23 protein-coding genes are annotated in these 22,448 nt (G+C 47.6%); 13 read left to right on the forward strand and 10 right to left on the reverse strand.

The genetic code is table 11. The annotated features are described in order from the left end of the window. Positions 1-57: 57 nt before the first annotated feature. The 9 genes from LRP49_RS07165 to LRP49_RS07205 form a co-directional block, all read right to left on the reverse strand. A complete protein-coding gene (locus LRP49_RS07165) occupies positions 58-285 on the reverse strand; it encodes a putative periplasmic lipoprotein (RefSeq protein ID WP_274141248.1) in 228 nt (75 codons plus the stop codon). Between the two features lie 19 nt (positions 286-304). Further along, positions 305-1,732 carry an amidohydrolase family protein gene (locus tag LRP49_RS07170; protein WP_274141249.1) on the reverse strand — a complete coding sequence of 476 codons (1,428 nt, stop codon included), beginning with the start codon at positions 1,730-1,732 and terminating at the stop codon, positions 305-307. Between the two features lie 173 nt (positions 1,733-1,905). Beyond that, positions 1,906-2,358 carry a NanQ anomerase/TabA/YiaL family protein gene (locus tag LRP49_RS07175; RefSeq protein ID WP_274141251.1) on the reverse strand — a complete coding sequence of 151 codons (453 nt, stop codon included), beginning with the start codon at positions 2,356-2,358 and terminating at the stop codon, positions 1,906-1,908. 7 nt (positions 2,359-2,365) lie between these two features. Further along, a complete protein-coding gene (locus LRP49_RS07180; protein ID WP_274141252.1) occupies positions 2,366-3,481 on the reverse strand; it encodes a glycoside hydrolase family 88 protein in 1,116 nt (371 codons plus the stop codon). A gap of 2 nt (positions 3,482-3,483) precedes the next feature. Continuing rightward, positions 3,484-4,776, reverse strand: a complete 1,293-nt coding sequence (locus LRP49_RS07185; protein ID WP_420791529.1) for a TRAP transporter large permease — start codon at positions 4,774-4,776, stop codon at positions 3,484-3,486. 5 nt (positions 4,777-4,781) lie between these two features. Next, positions 4,782-5,249, reverse strand: coding sequence for a TRAP transporter small permease (locus tag LRP49_RS07190; protein WP_274141254.1), 468 nt, complete (start codon positions 5,247-5,249; stop codon positions 4,782-4,784). Between the two features lie 55 nt (positions 5,250-5,304). After that, complete coding sequence (locus tag LRP49_RS07195; protein ID WP_274141255.1) at positions 5,305-6,264, reverse strand: TRAP transporter substrate-binding protein; 960 nt, start codon at positions 6,262-6,264, stop codon at positions 5,305-5,307. Between the two features lie 48 nt (positions 6,265-6,312). After that, positions 6,313-7,230: an ROK family protein gene (locus LRP49_RS07200; RefSeq protein WP_274141256.1), complete on the reverse strand. Its 918-nt coding sequence runs from the start codon at positions 7,228-7,230 to the stop codon at positions 6,313-6,315. Further along, on the reverse strand, positions 7,224-8,099 hold the full coding sequence (locus tag LRP49_RS07205) for an N-acetylneuraminate lyase (protein ID WP_274141257.1): 876 nt from the start codon (positions 8,097-8,099) through the stop codon (positions 7,224-7,226). Before LRP49_RS07205 ends, LRP49_RS07200 begins: the two co-directional genes overlap by 7 nt. 195 nt (positions 8,100-8,294) lie before the next feature. Between LRP49_RS07205 and LRP49_RS07210 the strand changes: the two genes are divergently transcribed. The 12 genes from LRP49_RS07210 (at position 8,295) to LRP49_RS07265 (ending at position 19,573) form a co-directional block, all read left to right on the forward strand. Continuing rightward, complete coding sequence (locus LRP49_RS07210) at positions 8,295-9,002, forward strand: FCD domain-containing protein (protein WP_274141258.1); 708 nt, start codon at positions 8,295-8,297, stop codon at positions 9,000-9,002. Positions 9,003-9,479: 477 nt separating this feature from the next. Next, positions 9,480-10,574 (forward strand): TRAP transporter substrate-binding protein, encoded by a 1,095-nt coding sequence (locus tag LRP49_RS07215; RefSeq protein ID WP_274141260.1) that lies wholly within the window; start codon positions 9,480-9,482, stop codon positions 10,572-10,574. 60 nt (positions 10,575-10,634) lie between these two features. Further along, positions 10,635-11,162, forward strand: a complete 528-nt coding sequence (locus LRP49_RS07220) for a TRAP transporter small permease subunit (RefSeq protein ID WP_274141262.1) — start codon at positions 10,635-10,637, stop codon at positions 11,160-11,162. Further along, entirely contained in the window at positions 11,159-12,442 is a 1,284-nt protein-coding gene (locus LRP49_RS07225; RefSeq protein ID WP_274141264.1) for a TRAP transporter large permease, read from the forward strand. The genes LRP49_RS07220 and LRP49_RS07225 overlap by 4 nt, the downstream gene beginning before the upstream one ends. Before the next feature lie 109 nt (positions 12,443-12,551). Then, positions 12,552-13,940: a cache domain-containing protein gene (locus LRP49_RS07230; RefSeq protein ID WP_274141266.1), complete on the forward strand. Its 1,389-nt coding sequence runs from the start codon at positions 12,552-12,554 to the stop codon at positions 13,938-13,940. Continuing rightward, complete coding sequence (locus LRP49_RS07235; protein ID WP_274141268.1) at positions 13,937-14,599, forward strand: response regulator transcription factor; 663 nt, start codon at positions 13,937-13,939, stop codon at positions 14,597-14,599. Before LRP49_RS07230 ends, LRP49_RS07235 begins: the two co-directional genes overlap by 4 nt. 185 nt (positions 14,600-14,784) lie before the next feature. Beyond that, a complete protein-coding gene (locus LRP49_RS07240) occupies positions 14,785-15,294 on the forward strand; it encodes an RNA methyltransferase (protein WP_274141269.1) in 510 nt (169 codons plus the stop codon). A 361-nt stretch (positions 15,295-15,655) separates the two neighbouring features. Beyond that, on the forward strand, positions 15,656-16,702 hold the full coding sequence (rsgA, locus tag LRP49_RS07245) for a ribosome small subunit-dependent GTPase A (protein ID WP_274141270.1): 1,047 nt from the start codon (positions 15,656-15,658) through the stop codon (positions 16,700-16,702). A gap of 232 nt (positions 16,703-16,934) precedes the next feature. After that, complete coding sequence (locus tag LRP49_RS07250; RefSeq protein WP_274141272.1) at positions 16,935-17,351, forward strand: DUF350 domain-containing protein; 417 nt, start codon at positions 16,935-16,937, stop codon at positions 17,349-17,351. A gap of 12 nt (positions 17,352-17,363) precedes the next feature. Continuing rightward, positions 17,364-17,915: a DUF1190 domain-containing protein gene (locus LRP49_RS07255; RefSeq protein WP_274141273.1), complete on the forward strand. Its 552-nt coding sequence runs from the start codon at positions 17,364-17,366 to the stop codon at positions 17,913-17,915. Positions 17,916-17,918: 3 nt separating this feature from the next. Beyond that, positions 17,919-19,082: a glutathionylspermidine synthase family protein gene (locus tag LRP49_RS07260; protein ID WP_274141274.1), complete on the forward strand. Its 1,164-nt coding sequence runs from the start codon at positions 17,919-17,921 to the stop codon at positions 19,080-19,082. Between the two features lie 134 nt (positions 19,083-19,216). Continuing rightward, complete coding sequence (locus tag LRP49_RS07265) at positions 19,217-19,573, forward strand: YciI family protein (protein ID WP_274141276.1); 357 nt, start codon at positions 19,217-19,219, stop codon at positions 19,571-19,573. Here the strand turns inward: LRP49_RS07265 and LRP49_RS07270 are convergent. Further along, the gene (locus LRP49_RS07270) at positions 19,570-20,832 is read right to left on the reverse strand and encodes an RNA polymerase sigma factor (RefSeq protein WP_274141277.1); all 1,263 of its coding nucleotides are present in this window, start codon (positions 20,830-20,832) and stop codon (positions 19,570-19,572) included. The two genes, LRP49_RS07265 and LRP49_RS07270, sit on opposite strands and share 4 nt — an antisense overlap. Positions 20,833-21,044: 212 nt before the next feature. On the opposite strand from LRP49_RS07270, the gene LRP49_RS07275 reads away from it, so the two are divergent. Next, positions 21,045-21,911, forward strand: coding sequence for an aldo/keto reductase (locus LRP49_RS07275; protein WP_274141278.1), 867 nt, complete (start codon positions 21,045-21,047; stop codon positions 21,909-21,911). The last annotated feature ends 537 nt before the right edge of the window (positions 21,912-22,448 follow it).

A 22,448-nucleotide genomic window follows, 5' to 3' on the forward strand; every position in this document is an offset into this window, starting at 1 on the left:
CATATATCACTGACAAAAAAGAAAAAACGCGCTCGAAGCGCGTTTTTTATAGGGTCCTCATTGAGCACAGAACGCGTTGAAGCTTTCTTGTGTATTCTCAAATCCCTTATCTTTCGCCAGTTCCCAAGAACGTTCACATTGGTTTGTGCTGGCGCACCACGCATAGCCCGCAGAGCCAATACAGCCATGCTCGTCTTTGTCCGCTCCAACCATGCCAGAATCTTTTGGCGCGCTACACCCTGAAAGCACCAACATGACAGAAACAACTAACGACGCTTTTTTCATACTAGGATCCTCAAAGTGCTTATTTCATTAAGCTAGGCGATTTGATGGCTTCCTTCGCCAATTCTTTTGCAAACGCTGCAATATCCGCTTCTATCTTATCAATAGCCTGATTGATGTCACCAGTATCAACGTTTTTCATGTGTCTGTCTTGCATGACAAGCGCACCGTTTACAATGGTTGTCACCACATTGCTTGGGTTAGCCTGATAGACCAAGGTCGCGTAGGGATCATAGGAAGGACGCATATTCGCAGATTGGGTCTCCACAATAATCACATCGGCCTTTTTGTTGACTTCCAGCGAACCGATTTCATCTTCCATATGCAGTGCACGCGCCCCGCCAATCGTCGCCAGTTCAATCACTTGTTCAGGAATCATGATTGTGCGGTCATTGTGCTTTAAGCGTTGCATGTTTGCGGCATAGCTCAGGGTACGCCATAAGTCGACTTGGTTCGAACTCATAGGGCCATCGGTTCCGAGTCCCATTGGAATATCCAGTTTGTACATATCCCACGCAGGTGCAATACCCGTAGCCCCTTTAGCATTTGCCATTGGGTTATAGGCAATACCCGCACCTGATTGCTTCACCAGCGCAATATCATCGTTATCAATATGAATGGTATGAGCAAGCACCATGCGATCATTCAGCACGCCGATACTGTCCAGCCACTCAATTGGGCTAAGTTTTTCCGCATTGCCTTCGATTCGCTCACTCTCGTTACCAAATTCGGAAACGTGGATGAGCACAGGAATATCATACCTTTCTGACAGCAAGTCAATTTCTTTGAATTTCGCTTCTGAAACGGTATACACCGCGTGTGGGGCCAAAGCAGGTGTGATTAGCGGATCATTTTTATACTGTTCGATAAACGGCTTGGCGTATTCAATACCACCAAATGGCTCTTTTGCATCAACCACTGGAAACTTAATCACGGTTTCACCCAACACTGCGCGCAGGCCTACTTCCTTGGTGGCTTTCGCCATTTCATCGACGTGGTAATACATGTCTGCGTAAGTCGTCACGCCGCTTTGCGCCAAGTCGAGTGCACCCAAGCGCGTTGCTTGATAAATAAGCTCGCGACTCAGCTTCTTCGCTTCGAGCGGGAAGAAGTAGGCAAACAGGCGATTCTCGATACCCTCTTCACCGAGGCCACGAAACGCGATCATCGGCAAGTGATTGTGCGTATTGATCATGCCTGGCATCACAATGCCATCTTCCGCATCAATGATGTTTTCTGAGGTGTATTTGTTAAGCAATGACACATCACCGACCGCCACAATCTCGTCGTTGTCGATGACGACCACACCGTCGTTATAAACCTCTTTCTGTGGATTCATCGTCAACACCTGACCATTTTTGATGATCAAACTGACATCGGTTTTAGCAAACGAAAGTGAAGAAACGCCAAGCAGTGAAATTGCAATGGCCGATTTTAGAGAATTATTCATGGAAACTGCGGACTGTAAAAGCGAGAGAAAAAGTGCTTAAGAGTAGGTTTCCCGCCTTTTGAAGGCAATGCGTTCTTGATTCATTTTGGTGATCGACATCACAGAGGTGACAGGGAAAACGTATGGCGGAAATAAAGCAGCACGAGTGCTGCTTTTGAGTCAGACGAAAAAGCCTAAATGGCCTCTTTGTTTATCTTTATCACCACTTTCTCAATGGGTGCAACACCGCCAACTGCAATCATTGGACGGTGCCAGATACCGGGTTCTATCACGAAAAACTCGCCCACACTCAAGGTCACAAACTGTTCGCCCGCGACGTCTGACACCAATTCACAGTCGTTGTTAAATGTGCTTTCCGCCATAAAATCCGTGCTCGCTTTAGGAATGGCGAAACCCACATTTTCAGCGCCTTCCAATACAAGGTGAATATCAAAATACTGCTTATGTATCTCTGATTGGGAGTCTTCCACAAGACGTGTTTCTCCGCTCACACGATTGATGAAGAGATCATCCCCATCCAACTTATGAATGCCGGATGTTAACGCCAACGGGTTCAACGCCAGCACACGTTCGATAACAGCGCCAAAAGCCGTTTCTTTGAGATTGTCGATATTGCCAATAATCATGTTTACCTTACCAAAACAGGTCATGCTTACCGCTTAAACGCAGTGCAGCTTCGAAATAGAAATAGTCGCCATAGGGCAGCATGGCGCGGTCGGCACCACGTTTTACAAAGTACGCACCGTGATCAAGCAAGCCTTGTGCTTCTGGGTTATCAAACAAGGCGCAGTGTTCAGTCAGGCTTGCCAACATGCGGTTCGCCGCTTCGCGGTATCGCTCTGCGTTTTCAGGGTCCAGTTCTGCTAATGCAGCCAAGCCCGCACAGGTAATAGCCGAGGCCGAAGAGTCAAGAATCACGCCTCTTTCGTCGACCAGCGCATCGTAATCCCAAGGACACAATGACGTTTCCGTAAGATGCGCAATCGCGTAATCAGCAACCTTACGAGCGACTTCCAAGAAGGCGATATCTCCGGAATATCGATAGATCTGTGACAAGCCATGAATCGCCCAAGATTGGCCGCGAGACCAGCAAGAGTCATCACTAAATCCTTGTAGAGTTTCACCACGAATGGGTTGCTGGGTCGCCGCATCAAACTTAAACGTGTGGAAGGTAGAACCGTCTTCGCGGATCAGGTGCTTCACTGCCGTCTTCGCATGGGCAACAGCCACATCATAGAAACTCTGAACGCCCGTTTGTTTATGTGCCCAAAACAACAGTGCCATGTTCTCAAAGCTGTCGATGAGCATACGACCTGCCGCCAATTCATTGCGGTTTTCGGTATTAATCTTGGTAAGCGGCCATGCCTGAATAAACTCACCGCATTGCTGGAATTGCGCACGTAAAGCCTCAGCGGCACGAATCGCTAGCACCTTGGCTTTCTCATCACCCGTCAATTTGTGCTCAGCGACAGATGAGAGACTGAACAGGAAACCCAAGTCGTGATTAATTAGCGCAGGTTCATTCAATAGATGCTCAAAGAATGGCTGTCGCATGGTCGCTTGGTTTCGAAACGCCTGATCGCCCGTCAACATGTAGGCAAGCCAAAGCTCGCCCACGTAGAAGCCGGCTACCCAGTAGCCGTCTTCGCACATTTCCCAACGTAAATCTTGCGTACCAATTTTCGGGTTTTCTGCGCCGATGTGAATGAAATTCTCGCGCAGTTTTTCAATGATTTTCTGAGATAACATGATTACATCAATCCAAACATTTTAGGCAGAGCAAGGCTGATAGATGGCACGTAGGTCACCAGCATCAGAATGGCGAACAGTGCAGCGAAATAAGGAATTAATCGCTTTATAACCTGCTCGACTGGTACGCCCGCAACGGCAGAGCCCGCAAACAACAAGGTACCTACCGGTGGCGTGATAATGCCGATCGACAAGTTAAACACCATGATGACGCCGAAGTGGATAGGATCGACACCAATAGAGGCCGCAACAGGCAACAGGATTGGGGTGAAAATCAGTACTGCTGGCGTCGCATCCATGAAGGTACCAATCACGAGCAGCATGATGTTGATAACCAGCATCACCAGCAGCGGGTTTGGAATACCGCCAAGGAAGTCTTTCACCAGATCAGGAATGCCAGTGAATGCAAATGACCAAGACATAATGCCAGACGCTGAAATCATGAAGAGCACAGGTACAGAACCACGCACCGTATCAATGACTACCGCCCAGAAATCTTGAAATGACGTATTGCGATATGCGACAGCAAGGATGATGGCATACAGCGATGCGACAGCACTGGCTTCCGTTGCCGTAAACACGCCCGAGAGAATGCCGCCCATAACAATGATAACAAGGCTAAGTACGGGAATGGCTTCTAACGTAATGCGGATTGCATTTTTAATGCCGGGGAATTTCGTTACTGGGTAGCCATTTTTTTTCGCGTAGTAAACAGCAACTACCATACAAGACAGCCCCATCAAAATGCCCGGCAAATAACCCGCCATAAACAATGATGAGATTGACGTACCCGAGACCAGCGACAAAATGATGAACAAACCACTTGGTGGGATCAGCATGCCCGTTGGTGCAGAGGCAATGTTGGTTGCCGCAGCAAACGCCGGATCATAGCCTTCACGACGCTGTGCATTGGTCAGCGTTGTGCCCATTGCAGTTGCAGAAGCAATCGCTGAACCTGAAATCGCACCAAATACCATGTTACCCATGATGTTTGTCAGCGCCAGACCTCCTGGAATAAAGCCCACCAGCAACTTCGAGAAATCAATCAGCTTATCCGCTACACCAGAGCGGTTCATCATGTTACCCGCAAAGATGAAAAACGGCAGTGCGATCAGCGCAAAGCTGTCCAAACCCGCAAACATCTTTTGTGTTGCAATGAAGATTGAGCTTTCCAACGGGATGAACGGCATGATGGAGACCAGCGCCGCCAATACCATGGTGATACCGATTGGCACACCCGAGATAAGAAGAACCGCAAAAACAGAAAGCAGAAGAAATACGGCTAATTGGGTAATGTCCATCACGCGGCCTCTTTCATGGTCAGGGTTTCTTTAATTTTCACTAGGCAGATAGCGGCACAGATAAAACCAGAGACGGTGAATGCGCCATAAACAATGCCCAGAGGAATACCTAGCACAGGTGAGATTTGCGTCATGTTGGAAGACGCCGAAACATAGCCACCAAAAATGAACACGCTGACGTTAAAGAGAAGAGAAATCGCTTGGTTAAAGATGATAATCGCTTTCTTCTTTTTGCCTTTTAGTGCACCGCTGAAAAGGGTCATACCGAAGTGCAAATCATTATGTGTTGCGTAGCCAGAACCAATGATTACCAACAGAATAATAAGGAAACGAAGTGCTTCTTCGGTGAATGTACTTGGATCGTTAAAAATAAATCGCGAAGCAACTTGCCAGATAGTTAGTACCAGCATGAAAACGAACATTGAACCCAATATCGCTTCCATCCCTTTATTTATTATCTTATTCATACCCACACGTCCAAAAAAGGGCACTCGCATGCCCTTTTCGTAGATTGAAAATTAATTAACGTACTGCGTTGATTTGGTCGATGATGACTTTTGCCGATGCGTCTTCTGCAATCAGCTCATCGTAAAGAGGTTGCACTTTCGCTTGGAACAGTGACTTATCCACTTGGTTAAAGGTGACGTTTTTCGCGTTATCAATCGCGTGCTGAACTGCGTCTTTCGCCAATTTAATTTCGTACGTGGTGGCTTCTTTCGCCGCACGTTTGATGATGTCCATTTCTTCTGGAGACAGGCGCTTCATTGCCTTCTCGCTGATCAAAATGAACTCTGGGTAGTTGAAGTGCTCATCGAATGAGAAATAGTCAGAGACATCGCCATGGCCGTGTTCGATCAGTGCTTGAGGCGCGTTTTCCGCACCGTCGATGACACCTTGTTGCAATGCTGCATACACATCACCCATTGGAAGTGGCGTTGGAGACGCGCCTAACAATTCCATGGTTTTGATTGCCATTTGTGACGGCATCACGCGGATTTTCATGCCTTTCAAATCATCTGGCGTGTTGATTGGCTTCTCTTTGGTGTAGAAAGAACGCGCACCGATAACGAAGTAGTTGATTGCGTGAATGCCTTCTTTCGCCATGTTGGCATAAAGCGTTTGGCCTGCATCGCCATCCATTGCGCGGATCAGGTGGTCGGTGTCAGAGAAAACATATGGCAGGGTTACTGGCTTAACCGCACCCGTGAATGAATCCAATGTCGCCGCACCGATGCGTGCCATGTCCACCACACCTTGCTTCAGCTGTTCCACGTTTTCACGCTCGCTGCCCAGCATGCCGTTAGAGAAGACTTTAACTTTGATGTCACCGTCAGAGTACTCTTCCACTTTCTCAGCAAAGTAGGCAACACCCTGTGCATTCGGCACGCCTTCTGGCATGGTGTCCGCTAAACGAAGCGTCAGTGCAGACGCGTTAAAGGATACAGCTGCGATAATTGCGGCAGAAAGAGCTTTGATATTCATTTCGCGTTCCTTTTGGATAGAGGACAGCGCATTCGCGCCATCCAAAATTTAGATTTTGATTTTTTGTTTAATCAGCGGGAGCATGGCTGCACCAATCACGCCGCTTGAATCACCGTTTTCAGCCTTCACAACACGGGTGTTGACGGATTTTGTGAAGGTGTATTGCGCCAGTTTTTCTTGGACGATGGGGTAAATCACGTCCTGATTCGAAAGCCCGCCACCCAGCACAAAGACTTCGGGGTCGATAACGTTCACAATCGAGCCCATGACTCTTGCTAACTGGTCGCAATAGTGTTCGATATGAGCGCGCGCAGCCTCGTCACCCTGTTCTGCATTCTTGAAGATCTCGACGGCTTTCAGCGGCGAGTGTTTCAAGGCATACGTGCGTTCAAACCCAGTACCAGACACAAACGACTCAATACAATTCATTGACCCGCAATAGCACTGCACAGGCTGACCATCTTTCTCTTCAGAAAAATGCGGCAACGGGTTGTGACCAATTTCGCCACCCAAACCATTGCGCCCTTCGATAATGCCGCCGTTAGCAATAATGCCACCGCCACACCCTGTACCGATGATGATGGCTGCGCATGAATCGTTCGCCGCTCGCGCAGCACCCGTTTTAAACTCCGAGATAGCCAAACAGTTGGCATCATTAGAAATTTCAACCGGTACCGGATAGCGTTTCTCGAGGTCTGATAAAAAGGCTTCACCGTTTAAATACTGGATGTTTGCGCCTTTCATCAGGCTAGTTTCACTGTCTACAGAGCCGCAGCAACCAATCCCGATAGAAAGCACTTCGCCCTGTTGGGAGAGTGAATCAATCACTCCCTCAACCGCCGCCAAAAAGTCTTGATAATGTGTTTTTGGCGTCTCAACACGGATTTTTTCGATAAGATCCAGCGTGCTTGATTTCAGCAGTACGCCTTCAATCTTTGTCCCGCCGATATCTAAACCGATTAACACAAGCCACGCTCCATCAACGCGTTCAGCTTCACTTTCGCTTCTGCTGACACTTCGTTCATTGGGCGGCGACAGGTGTCATTGCTGATCACACCTTTCTCTTTCAACACGTATTTCAGAGATGGAATCACGCCACCTGCTACCAGCGCATCAATCACTTCATTGGCTTCTCGCTGCAAGCGAATCGCTTCTTTGGTGTTGCTGTTTACGATTGCATCTTGAATATCAACAATGCGTTGCGCTTGGATGTTGTAAGTAGAACCGATACCGCCCACTGCGCCTGCCATCAGGCCTGATGCCAGAATTTCGTCAAAGCCGTTGTAAACGGTTTTGCCCGGGTTCGCGCGCGTGATTTGCTCCATTTGGTAAAGATTTGCAGACGTTTGTTTCAGGGCAACAACGCCTTCAATGTTCATCAGCTCAGAGATTTGCTCACCAGACAGGTTCATGCCTGCGAATGCTGGGAAGTTGTAAACCACCATCGGCTTACCAGACGCTTGGATAATGTCTTGGTAGTGTTTTTTAAGTTGCTCAAAACCCACTGGGTAGTAGAACGGTGTTACCGCTGAAATCGCTGCGTAAGGCAAGTCTGATACTGCTCGTGCCAACGTTTCACTTTTACGCGTAGAAATATCACCGATATGCGCGATCAGGGTTTTGTCGCTGGTTGCTGCGTCTGCAGTGGCTTTCAGAACTTCAATGCGCTCTTCAGTGCTGCAAAGGAATGCTTCTGCTGTTGAGCCGCCTACGTAAAGACCATTCAGGTTCGTTGCACAGTTAAACTTCACCAGTGATTGCAGATCATCAAAGTTGATGGATTCATCCGCAGAGAACGGCGTTAGGGTTGCAACGTATAGACCTTGAAGATTCATGGTGTCTCTCTTAATTCAGTAGTAGGAAATCAAATTCGAGCGTAGTATCCTGTTATACCAGTATACTGTCTGTGAGTATGATCACGTGAAAGTGTAATTGTGTTAGAGTTGTGATCTGGCTAACATAGACATTTGCTCTACATCGCGCATAATCTTATATAAGCTATTGAAATAATTAAATTAATGAGAACGTAAATGGACATCTTTGCTAAAAACTCAGTGCCTACGCTGAAAAAGAAGAAGCTCTCTGACCATGTTGCTGATGAATTGGAACGCATGATCATCAACAACACGTTGAAGGAAGGCGATACCTTGCCGTCTGAGCGCGATCTCATGGACGCCTTTAACGTTGGCCGCCCATCAGTTCGCGAAGCCTTGCAGCGCCTGTCTCAAAAGGGACTGGTAGAAATCAAAAGCGGTGAGAAAACTCGCGTGACGCGCCCAAGCATGGACACAGTGATCAGCAATGTCTCTGGGATGGCGATAGGTATTCTGTCTCAAGCAAAAGAGAAAAAAGAGTTCGAACAGTTGCGACAGCTTTTCGAAGTCGCGATCGTCCGCGAAGCAGCGAGAAATCGCACAGAAGATGATCTAAAACGTTTGGAATTGGCACTGCTGAGGAACAAGAATAGCCTTGGCGATTACGATGAGTTCGTGAAAACCGATGTCGATTTTCACATCGCGATCATTCAGTGCATCAACAACCCTATTGCAACCAATCTGTACACGACATTTATTGATTGGCTGATCAAAGCACGAAGCAAAGAGTTGTATTCAGAGCAGCACGAGAAGAACTATCAGCATCACTGTGAAATTTTCGACGCGATTAAATCAGGGGACGCCGATATTGCAGAGCAGGCAATGAATTCACATCTGAAGTTTGTTGTGGAAAGTACAAGTTAGAACTTGAATAGGAGGTCACGCATCCCGTTACCTCCCTTTATTTCAACTGCTTCTATGTAATCAGCGCAAAGCCATCTCAAACATTACTCCAGTCCCCACGAAGAGAACCACAGAGTGACCACTGATAGATCACAGACAACAGCTTAAGACCGCGCTTTAGAAAGGATCGTTGTCATATGCAAGCACACTACAGAATGGATTCATTGTTACATCCACATCACAAAATTCACTAAAAACTCTTTATTCACCCTTTTCAGAAACTACGTAGTTTCTTGTTTGAGTCACACCGTCAACAAAGGGCCACAATCAATCAGTTGCGCCTCACACCTGCCGCTCCACTACGTATTCTTACCGAGGAAATCACTGACAAAACCTACCCCATTCGTGCCGCTACGTGCGAAATAACACGGCTATCTTGTTAAAAAAATGTTTCACATCATTGCTAGCGAAAACGCAACCATCAAAAGGATGTGAACCATGAACATTGTTACAAAAAGCGCGAAGAAAGTGCTGCTCATATTAGGTGCTGTCACCCTACTCACAACGGCAAGTTTCTCGACATTTGCTGCTGAAAAAGTCTATCGACTGAAGCTCGCTGAAACGTGGGGGCCAAACTTCCCCATTTTTGGCGATGCGACAAAAAATATGGCCGCCATGGCGGAGAAAATGTCTAACGGTCGCCTTCAAATTCGTATCGATTCCTCGAACAAACATAAAGCCCCTTTTGGGGTATTTGATATGGTCAAAGCGGGTCAATACGACATGGGCCATTCTGCCTCCTATTACTGGAAAGGCAAGGTACCCAACACCTTGTACTTCACCACCATGCCGTTTGGGATGGTTGCCTCTGAGCAATACGCTTGGTTCTATCACGGTGGCGGTATGGAGTTAATGGAAGAGGTCTATTCGCCGCATAACTTGCTCTCATTTCCCGGCGGAAACACCGGCGTTCAAATGGGGGGATGGTTTCAAAAAGAAATCAATGGCGTTGAAGACCTTAATGGGCTGAAAATGCGTATTCCAGGATTTGCTGGAGAGGTACTCGCCAATCTGGGTGCCAGCCCAACGAACATCGCCCCTGGTGAACTCTACACTGCCCTTGAACGCCGCACGATTGACGCGCTCGAATGGGTGGGGCCGGGGCTCGATTTGCGCATGGGTTTCCACAAAGTGGCACCGCTTTACTACACAGGGTGGCATGAGCCTGCGACAGAACTGCAATTTCTTGTCAACAAACGAAGCTGGGACCGATTGCCTGAAGACCTGCAAGAGATTCTCCGCGTTGCTATGCGCACCGCAGCGTATGACATGTACATCCAAAACGCCCATGCCAGTGCAGACGCGTGGGAAACCATGTTGAAAGACTACCCAGATATCCAAGTCAAACAGTTCCCAGAATCTGTGCTTGCTGCCATGAAAACTACCAACGATGCGCTGCTCGCTGAGCACGCTGCTAATGATGCGCAAGCCAAGAAGATCCTCGACTCACAAGCCGATTACCTCACCAAAGCACGTCGCTGGACAACGATTTCTGACAAGGCCTACCTCAACAGTCAGCAGACTACCGAGTAGCCGTTTTGCGCCGAGCTGTATCTCGGCGCTTTTTTAGATTTGCTTGAACAGGATGTCATTATGCAAAGCCTGATTGTCTTGGAACGGCTAATAAACCGCGTTGCAGATACGCTCGGTTGGGTAGCCAGTTCCCTCTTTCTCTTATTGATGTTGAATGTGTTTTATAACGTGGTGATGCGTTACGCATTCGACAGCGTTTCCATCGCGCTGCAAGAAATGGAATGGCACCTCTTCTCCGCTGTTTTCCTGCTGGGCGTACCCTACGCAGTAAAGGCAGGCGGACACGTGCGAATAGATGTGCTTTACGAGCGTTGGAGTGAAAAAACGCGTGCACTCGTTGATTTACTCGGTTGTTTGTTTTTCCTCATGCCTTTTGCGGTGCTCGTCGCCGTCTTCGGCATCGATTTCGCCAACGAATCATTACAACTTGGCGAAAGCAGTGGCGACCCGGGGGGCTTACCCCACAGATGGATAGTGAAAGCCATGATCCCGCTTTCCTTCTTTTTTATTGCCGTCACAGGGTTCGGGATGATCCTCAATGCCCTTAACCGTCTCTTCCGTCCAGCTGAATCAGGGAGCTTCCAATGATTGGCATTATCATGTTTGTCGTTGCCCTGTTCGCCTTACTGATTGGCTTTCCCGTGGCCTTTACTTTTGGTGGGATCGCACTGCTCTTTGGCGTATGGGCTGAAGGTGCCGATATTTTCGCATTCATGCCGTTTCGTATCATGAGCATCATGCAAAACACCGTATTAATGGCAGTACCCTTGTTCGTTTTCATGGGCTTAGTCCTTCAAAAAACGCGTCTTGCCGAACAGTTACTTGAGGCTATGGCAAGGCTGTTTGGCGGCGTGCGAGGTGGGCTCGCGATATCCACTGTTTTGGTGGGAAGTTTGCTTGCAGCTTCAACAGGCGTGGTAGGCGCATCCGTGGTTGCGATGGGCTTAATCTCCTTACCCGTCATGCTCAAATATCAATACAACAAAGGGCTCGCGTGCGGCACCATTTGTGCGTCAGGCACACTCGGGCAAATCATTCCGCCTTCCATCGTCCTCATTCTACTTGGTGATGTGCTCGGTATTCCCGTTGGCGACCTGTTTCAGGCAGCCATATGGCCCGGATTAATTCTGGTTGGCACATACATTTTTTACATTCTGTACATCGCTTTTCGTTACCCTGAAGCCGCTCGTGCCATGGAGCGCATTGAAGGTCAAAGCCGTCGAGAGGAAGTCATTGATGCGCTAAAAGCGGTGATTCCCCCGCTGACGCTAATCATCGTGGTATTAGGCTCTATCTTTGCGGGTATTGCGACTCCCACAGAATCTGCCGCACTTGGAGGCATTGGAGCCATTGCACTGTCGATGATTTACCGCCAGTTTTCGTGGCAGTTGCTTTATGCCAGTGCGTTTGAAACCGTCAAAGTAACCGCGATGGTATTTGGAATATTGCTTGGGGCTACCGCGTTCTCTATGGCATTTACCTATACTGGGGGAGACTATTTAGTCGAAGAATGGATGCTGGCGTTGCCGGGAGAAAAATGGGGATTTCTCATCATCACCATGCTGGTCATACTCCTTCTGGGCTTCTTTATCGACTTTGTGGAAATCTGTTTCATCATCGTGCCGATCCTTGCCCCGGTGGCAGAGCTAATGGGCATCAATATGACCTGGTTTGCCATCTTAATTGCCATGAACCTGCAGTCATCTTTCCTGACTCCCCCTTTCGGTTTTAGTCTGTTCTACCTAAAAGGCTGTGCGCCGCAAAGTATTACAACGCGGGATATCTATCGGGGTGTGATGCCATTTATTTTCATTCAAGTCGCCGTTCTCGCCAGCATCTTGTTGTTGCCCGAGTTCTACGGATTTTAGACAACGTCTTTCACTCAGAACTTGATGATGGAGACAAGGTGAGAAGGCATAGGGTTGTGACGTTCTACACTGAAAAAGGAACTAGGCGGTCGCTCAGGGAGAGCAGATAATGACACTCAAACTTAAAATCATCTTGCTGACGGTGATCCCGCTGATTGTCATCAGTTACATGATTGGTTGGATCACTATCCAACAAGCGGAGTCATTAGGCGTGAAAGAGGTATCGACCTTTCGCGCCAGCCTACTTTCTTCTCGCGAGCAGTCCATCAAAGACTATGTCAATTTAGCCATTCAAAGTATTGAACATATATACGGGAACGCGGGTCCTGATGATAAAGAGGCACAACAGCAAGTGCTCGAGATACTGAGAAAAATGCGTTACGGAAGTGACGGTTACTTCTTTGTCTACGACGAAAATGGCTACAACCTTGTTCATCCCATCATGCCCGAGCTTGAAGGCCAGAACTTGATTAGCCTTCAAGATTCCAATGGCGATTTTTTGATTCAGAATCTGATTGCTTCTGCTAAAGCAGGTGGCGGCTTTCACGAGTATCTTTGGCACAAACCGTCAACCAACGAAGTCGTCCCAAAGCTCAGCTATTCCATCTGGCTTCCTAAATGGAAATGGATGATCGGGTCGGGGTTATACATCGAAGATATTGGACGCCAAATTGAAGAAGTAAAAACTGCCGTTCAGGCAAGCATCAATACCACCTATTTGGCGATTATTGTCGTGCTCATTACCACTGTCGTCATAATGATTGTCATTGCACTTGCGGTGAACCTGCATGAACATCGCATCGCTGATGCCCGCCTCAGAGAGCTCGCCTATCGCACCGTGATGATGCAAGAAGATGAGAAAAAACACCTATCGCGTGAACTTCATGACGGGATTAATCAGCTTCTGGTTTCAGCAAAGTGCCATTTGGAGTTACTGGCTAAAAGTGTGTTGTACCGCAATGAACCAAAAGAGCTTAACCACCTGCAGCAAAGTGAACGTTCTTTGGTCATGGCAATAAGCGAGGTGCGCCGAATGTCGCGTACGCTTCGCCCAACAACGTTGGACGATATTGGTCTAACTGCCGCGCTTGAAAGCCTTGCGGCAGACTTTGTCGCAGCTACCAACATTCGCGTCGATACCCACCTCGACAGCATCGACATTCCTCTCGCGCCCGATGTGGTCACCACGCTTTATCGGGTTGTTCAAGAGTCGTTGGTGAATGTTGAAAAGCACAGCGGCAGCTCGCGCGTCGAGATAGAAGTCTCGCTACTCGGTGAGCACCTCCAGCTCATCATTAGAGACAATGGTATTGGGTTTAAGGTATCAGAAGCCCTCAAAGGTCGAGGTATTGGTTTACGGAATATGCGGGAACGCATTGAGTTTATTGGGGGAGACCTAGAAATCAGTGCGAATACTGCGAACGGCACAGAAATCATGGTGCTGTTAGACTTATCAGCAATAGAGGCAAACACGGCGTCGGGGAGCATGTACGAATGAGTGAAAGCACAAAAGACATTCAGGTACTGCTGGTCGACGATCATCGCGTTGTCATTGAAGGCTTTATCGCGAGGCTCGATAGCGAAAAGGGGATTTCGGTTGTCGGCACAGCCAGCAACGGGGTCGAAGCGTTAGAGCAAGCAAAATTGCTAAACCCTGATGTGGTGCTGATGGACATATCCATGCCAATACTTAACGGCCTAGATGCAACCGCCCTGTTCAAACAAGAGCACCCTGACACTAAAATTCTCATGCTCACCATGCACGACAACCGCGAGTACATATTGGAAGTCATGCAATGCGGCGCGTCTGGCTATATCCTCAAAGACGTTTCAGCAGAAGAAATGGTCAAAGCCATCGAAACCGTTCACTCTGGTGCAAGCTACTTCTGCCAATCAGCCAGTAAAGCACTGTTTAACACGAAGGAAGAAAGTCCGAATGGTGCCGTCACTAAGTCTGCCCTCAGTCGGCGAGAGATAACCGTTTTGCTATTGGTCACCGAAGGCAAAAGCAGTAAACATATCGCTCAAGCACTCGATATTAGCGTCAGAACCGTTGAAACCCATCGCCAGAACATTAAGCACAAACTCGATATCTCCTCGACCGCGGAAATGATCGCATACGCCATACAAACTGGGTTAATTGAAAGAATAAACTAGGCTAGCACTGGCTGCGGTTCCTGATCACAACGCTTTCATTCGAAGTTGGATGGCGTAAACGTTTCAAACCCTCTCTCTCGCAAAGAGGTTTGGAAACGCCTTCCCCTTTGCTAGAATGCCGCCCTTTCTAAAGCCAGAACAACTCACGGCTTTACCCGGACAAAGAAACATAAGAGATACTCGCAATGAACAACACTACCGTGATAATTGGGCTTGATAACCCGAAAAGCCCATCCAACGTGGGTGCTGTATTGCGAGCGGCTCGCTGCTATCAAGCGGGTGAAGTGCGCTATACCGGCGTGCGTTATGACAGGGCGGCAAAGTTTTATACCGACACGCAAGATGCCATCGAGACCATTCCGTTGACTGGTGTTGCTTCGTTAACAGAAAGCTTGGATGAGAGCATAGAAGTTGTCTGCGTTGAACTCGCCGTTGGTGCAACGTCTCTTCCCTCTTTTCAACACCCAGAGAAAGCAATTTACATCTTCGGCCCAGAAGACGGTTCAATTGCAAAAGATATCGTTCAAAACGCCCATCACGTGGTTTATGTACCAACGATTGGCTGTATGAATTTAGCCGCGACGGTTAACGTTGTCCTGTATGACCGTCTGGTGAAGTCTGACAGTATTGAGCAGGGCGATGAATTGATCAAAGCGAGTCGAGATAATCGAAACCGACTCGTGGTAAATCAATAGTGAAAATAAGGGGCTTTCGCCCCTATTTTGCCTGAAGCTCTGCAATGAACTTGTAGAAGTGCTATTGATATTACCAACGGCTTTACACCCGAAAGATCTTCATGTTAGATTCGCCGCGAGAACGTCATGAATACCCGTGGCAAAACCAGGAGGCATAAAATGATTGTAACGATGACCCACCCGGCAGGATTTGCTCGCTGATAGAAGTAACGCGTAAACAACCTTCATACCGTTCCTTCCAATCAGTTTGAAACCCATCTTGCCCGGTGAATAAAACCGGGGTCCATATTTGTAGCATTGACCCTACCTAACGCTGTAATTTTATCTCACAGAGCGTGACTCTGTGCGTAGGGAAATACCAATGACATCATTTTCATCGCTTAACCAACTTGGCTGGCAACCTGTATTCCAACAGCAGTTGACACTCGACGACTACGAAAACACGCAAGTATCACGTATTGCTGAGCACCACAGAAGCCAGTTCGTTCTTGTCAGTGAAAGCGGTACAACACCTTTAGAAATCCATCCATCGTTTCCGTCTATGACGGTGGGCGATTGGGTATTGCTTGACGATGCAGGACAGTTTCTGCGTTTGTTAGACAGACAATCACTGTTTGCCCGAAAAGCGGCAGGTTCAAAAGTCAAAGAGCAGCTTATCGCCGCGAATGTCGACACCGCCTTTATTGTGTGTGCACTCGACAACGACTTTAGCCTGAACCGCATTGAACGTTATCTGGCCATGTGCTCAGAGGCTGACGTTGAACCTGTGGTGATCTTAACCAAGAAAGACTTGGTCGACGAAGATACCATGTACGACAGAAAGCAATCGGTAGAAGCACTCTCGCCAATGTTATATGTCGAAGCGGTGAATGGCCTAGATGCAGGCACAATCGACGCACTGAAACCTTGGCTTAAGACGGGTAAAACCCTTGTCGTTATGGGCTCATCGGGCGTGGGTAAATCCACCTTGGTGAACACCTTAGTGGGTGATGACGTTCAAGCAACAGGTGGCATTCGCGAAAGCGACAGCAAAGGCCGACACACCACCACCTCGCGCAGTTTACATTGTCTGCCGTCTGGCGCAGTCTTATTGGATACACCGGGAATGCGTGAGCTTCAAATCTTCGATACTGAAGAAGGCATCAGCAATGTCTTCGCCGACATCAAAGAACTCGAAGCACAATGTCGTTTCAGTGACTGTCAGCATGACAACGAACCGGGTTGTGCGATCCGTGCTGCTTTAAACGCAGGTACAATTGATGAGCGACGCCTCAACAACTACCAAAAGCTGCAACGCGAAGATGCCCGAAACTCTGCCACCATTGCGACCAAACGCGCCAAAGACAAAGCGTTTACCCAAATGGTGTATGACGTTCAAAAGCAAAACCGCAAAAACAAAGGCTTTTGACCTGCATTAGGTTTCTGATCTTCAACAGCATTTAAAGCACTGTATCCAAAGCGCGTGGCCTGATTCAGCCACGCGCTTTTTCATTTTCAGTCCAAGTACATCGCATTCTCAGCCTCAGATCCTATCTTGTTCACTTTTAAAACAAAAACCACCGTAGAAATTCGATACTGTAAGGGCAATGTTGCTAACGACACACTATGCTCAAAAAACGTGACCCAATAGGAATCTGTATATGGATATGCTCTCGGGGCTGCTTTCTGGCTTGCCGAACTTTCTGATTTATTTCGCAACATCCCTCATCTTCGTTCTGGTCTTTAAGTTTATCTATGTTCGAGTCACACCCTATGATGAGTGGGCATTGATAAAGGATCAGAAGAGCGTCACGGCTGCCGTTGCTCTTGGCGGGGCATTCCTTGGCTATTGCCTTGCCATTGCAGGCGCAGCGAAAAACTCGGTCGATATCGTCGACTTTGCGGTCTGGGGTATCGTTGCAATGGTCGCGCAGTTCATTGCATTTGCCATTGTCCGTTTTCTCCTTCTCAAAGAGCTAACAGAACGCATCGAGAACGATGAACTTCCCGCCGGCATTATTCTGGCAGTCGTGTCTGTCTCGATCGGCGTTTTGAATGCAGCATGCCTGACCTACTAAAGGGAGACAGTCATGAAGCGAAGTCAAAATGTAAAACGCGCATCCATGAACAAAGCACTAAAAGCGGTTCCATTTACCTTTGTCGGCGGCATTTCAGGGTGTTTCTTTGAACCACAAACCGAAGGCTTTGTGTTCCAGAACGCGCAAGAGTGCGCGAACGCCTTTCCTGAAGAAGTCGCACAGTGCCAGATTGCCTATAAAGATGCCGTAGAGGAGGCAGCACAAGATGCACCTCGCTACCAAAATCAATATGCCTGTGAAAACGATTTTCAAGATGGCTGTGAGCGATACGGCTCTTGGTTTATGCCAGCGCTGGCGGGGTTCTTTTTTGCCAACGCGCTAGATGACGATTATTTCAAAAAGAAGAAGAAGCGGTATTACTCACAGCCTGTTTATCGTTACCGTGGCGGCTTGTACTCCAGTAATGGCAACAAGCTAAGCGGATCCTTTGGCAAAACAGCCAAAGTCGCCACCAGCTCTACCACTAAGTCGAGCGGAACCATCGGTAAGGTCATGTCTCGGGGTGGATTTGGAAAAACAGTCTCATCGAGCCGGGGTGGGTAATCTGTGTTTCGCAGGGACATATCTGAACGCCCCAACTGGCGGGCGTTAGCAAAAAAATATGGGTTTGGTTTTCACACCATGTACGGTGAACCCTATTGGGATGAAACGGCCTATTACCAGTTCAATCTAAAACAAATAGAAGACGATCTGGAAAAGCCAACCGAAGAGATTCACCAGATGTGTTTGGATGTGGTTGATCGGGTTGTGCGCGATGAAGTTTTACTCCACCGATTCGGGATCCCAGAAGCAATGTGGGATCTCGTCCGCCAATCTTGGCAACGAAAAGATCCTTCACTCTACGCTAGGCTCGATTTTGCCTATGACGGCGTTAACCCAGCCAAACTCTATGAAAATAATGCGGATACGCCAACCTCATTGTTCGAGACTGGGTTTTGGCAGTGGGTATGGCTGGAAGACGTTGTCGACAGTGGCCGGATTCACCAAGGTGCAGACCAATTCAATATTCTGCAAGACTATATCCTCGCAAGATTTGCCGAATTGTCGCGTCGACAACCGGGTCAGCGACTTTACTTTAGTTGTTGTAAAGACACCGAAGAAGACAGAGCAACAGTGCAATATCTCGAAGACTGCGCCAAAGAAGCCGGGCTCTCTACAGGCTTTGTTTATGTTGAAGACATTGGCCTCAATGACCGCGGTGAATTTGTTGATGCTTCTGGCCGCGAGATCCGCTGGATGTTCAAACTCTATCCTTGGGAGTTTATGTTTGGCGAGGAATACGCCCAGCATTTAGGTTCAGCCACAATTAACTGGCTTGAGCCAATGTGGAAGTCAGTATTGTCGAATAAAGCCCTGCTGCCGATGCTTTGGAAGCGTCATCCTAATCACCCTAATTTACTGGCCGCCTACTTCGCCGACGATGCCAACGCATCACGCTTAGAGAACTATGTCATCAAGCCTCTATTCTCCCGTGAAGGGGCAAACATCAAAGTGGTGAGAGGCGGAAAAACCCAGTTCAAAACCGATGGCCCCTATAACGAGCACCAAGCCATTATTCAGCAATATCAGCCGCTTCCCAAGTTTGGCGATAATTACACACTGATCGGCAGTTGGCTTGTTAATGATCGCGCCGCTGGCATTTCCATTCGTGAAGACGCGTCACTGATCACCCAAGATCTTGCCCGCTATCTGCCACATATCATTCTCTAAACCACAGCACACAATTCATCGCATTCGAACTATTTTTAAAAGGGACACAAAAAAGTGTCCCTTTTTATTTTTCTCATTCGTTGTCTTACCGAGAGCCTAATCTCAACCTCAATCACTTACACGGAGTAACAAGCATGAAAGACTTTATGTTTATCTATCAAGGTGGCGATCCGGACTGGGCAATGAAATCAACGCCCGATGAAATGGCCGCGATTATGGGGCAATGGCAAGCATGGATGGAAAAGCTCGCTGCCACTGATCAATTGGTCACTGGCGGGTCACCATTGCACTTTTCGGGCAAACGCATGGATCCGAACAAAGTCGTCACAGACATCGCCGCCGCCGAACTGAAAGAGTTGGTAAGTGGTTATTCGATTGTCAGAGCAGAATCTATGGAAGAGGCATTACAAATCGCCAACGAATGCCCAATCTTCCTTTCTCCGGGCGTTAGCTTGCAAGTGCGTGAAGTCGTCCAAATGGGCAACTGCTAACCACGTAACAGGCGCTCAATTTGGGACAACATGAGTTGTTGTTCTTGTTGAGTGCCGCCTTTCGCCATTGAGGCTTTAGCATGGAAACGGGCTGCAGTCTCATCGCCGCTTTTGGCGAAGATATGCGCCAAGGTTGCGTCCGGTAAATGTGACTCACTCAAACGTTTCTCATCGTTCACTTCTTTCACTAGCGCAATCGCTTTTTCCATGTCATTCAAATACGCATTTGCCACAGCTTGATTCAGCAACGATACCGGCGATGCTGTCACACCGTATAAGGCATCATACAATCGCTCGATTTCTTGCCAGTTAGTGTCGCCAAACGATGCTGCCTTGCTGTGCTCACTGGCAATCATAGCTTCCAGCATAAAGCGATATTTTATACCCCCGTCTTCCAGACCCGTTTTTGCAAACGCTAACCATTGCAACCCTTGTTGAATATGCACCCTGTCCCAACGTTCTCGCTGTTGAAGATCTAAAGGCACAGGCGCGCCTTGCTCATCGACACGAGATTGAAGCCTTGCCATATGGAAATGCATCAAGGCATACAGAGCCAGGGTTTCACGGTTGGCGACGTGTGGTGCAGCAATAAGCCTCGCAAGCAGACTCATTGCCTCTTTGCAAAAGTCGACATCAATAAGCGTATTTTCATCAGTGCTATAAAGGCCTTCGTTAAACAAGAGGTATAAGGAGACGTGAACCGTATCTAAGGCCTGTGACATTCGATCAGCATCTGGGCGATTCAAAGGAATTTTTCTAAGCTGTTGCCGGGTTCGACCCAAGCGCTTCTTCACCGTTTCTTCAGGTAATATTAGTGCCTTAGACACCGCCGATAAACTAAATCCACACAGGGTCTTCAGTATCATTGGAATTTGGTTTTCCACCTTCACGAGCGGATGACAACACCAGAAAATCATGTTCAGCATGTCTTCCTGTAGAGCCTCTTCAGAAAACGATTTATCTACCGTACTTACCAGCGTCCACTCACTCTCCAACAGCAAAGAGAGATCGTCCGCAAACTCCACGCTGTTGCGGTGCTTTCGAATCACATCAATCGCATGGTTTTTCGCGGTTAGCATCAGCCATGCTCCGGGGTTTTCCGGTTCGCCGTTCTCCTTCCAATGTACTAACGCTTTCCCAAACGCTTCATGCAGCGTGTCTTCCGCCAGTTCAACGTTTTCCACGCCAAAAATACGAATGAGTGCCGCCAGTATTTTTGAAGACTCCTGACGATAAATTTCTTCTAATCTTTTAGACAATTAAACGCCTTGCTATGCCTTAACAATAATGAATTGAGTATTGCCCCTAGATTGATACATTGCTGAGAAATCATTTCGGTAAAATAAGTTTGTTCTTATACCCGAAACGAGTGCTTTCACTGACGATACAAGCTCTCTATCCTTTTGAATGCACTCCACACTCAGAAGAAAAATCACGTAAAAAACTTCTGCATCACCAGTAAGGATCTCCTATGAAAGCAGGTTTAGGTACAGCAGCCTTTGGTACTACCATCTCTTCTTCAGACGCCTTTGACGTACTAAATGCATTCATTCACATGGGCGGGACAGTGGTAGACACAGCCAACGCTTATGCGTTTTGGGCTGGTAAAGGAGGAGAAAGCGAGGAAGTGGTGGGCGAGTGGCTGAAAACTATCGACCGCAGTACGGTGGAGATCCACACAAAAATTGGTGCCATGCCACTTGATGGCAAAGACTTTGCGACCGCAGAAGGGTTAAGCAAAGCCGCCATAGACAATGCCATAGTCGCTTCCCTTGAGCGATTGAATACAGACTATATCGATGTGCTTTACGCTCATATCGACGATTTAAACACCCCGTTAGAGGAAACGTGGAGGACGCTCACCGATTACGTTTCTCGTGGCATTGTTAAAAAGCTTGGCGTGTCTAACTACACACTAGATAGATTGAGCGATCTCTGTGTACTCATCGAACGAAATGCGTTGGAGCCGATCAGCTATGCGCAATACCGCCACACCGTTATCCCGCCAAAACCAAATTTAGATTTTGGTGTGCAACTCTGCCTGACACCCGACATTAAAGCCTTACTGACAGATGCTAACCCGGACGTCGTCATCATTGCGTATTCCCCTCTGTTAAACGGCGCGTTTGAACACAAAGGCACGCTGCCAGAAGAATATGACACACCAGAGAACAAACGTTTTATCGCCGAGTTACGGGCTGAAGCCGATATGCTGTTGATGAGCCCTTCCGCCATTGTTTTAAGAAACATTGTGAATCAGGGCATTTTCCCAGTATGCATGACAGGAAGCAGTAAACACTTGAAAGAAAATCTTATGTTAGTGAAAAAACTAAGGTAAGTTGACAACTATTGGACAGGATGGTGTGAATAGCACACCTTCCTGTTGCACGTGAAAGCTGAGCGATAAAATCTCGATTTCTCACATCGCTACCTATGATTTCCCTCTCACTTCGTTGTAATAAAAACTTTTTATTACAATTATTTTGCATCAATAATGTGCATGAATCACCAAAAGCGTGCAGCTCAATGTCGTGTGATTTTGATTAATAAAGCGACAGGTCGGCGAGAAACGGGAGTAAACACCAACACTCCTTCAAGGTTTACATAGAGATTGAGGGCTTTTTCATCCAAATTGAAAATGTAATTTCATTACAAAACAGAACGTTAATACCAATACATGTGGATTTATCTCTGACATTCGCTCTCGCCTGAAGAGCTAAATACCTGCCACACTTTTCTGTCTCTTCTCTTCGTAAAAAAACAAACTTATCAAAATCCCCTAACCATTGTCATGTCGGGGGATAGCCGCACATTGCACAAGAAAACTGATAACCACCACAGAATTTAGTTATATCACTAAACGATCATGTTTTTT

Source organism: Enterovibrio qingdaonensis (assembly GCF_028683135.1).
GTDB classification, from domain to species: domain Bacteria; phylum Pseudomonadota; class Gammaproteobacteria; order Enterobacterales; family Vibrionaceae; genus Enterovibrio; species Enterovibrio qingdaonensis.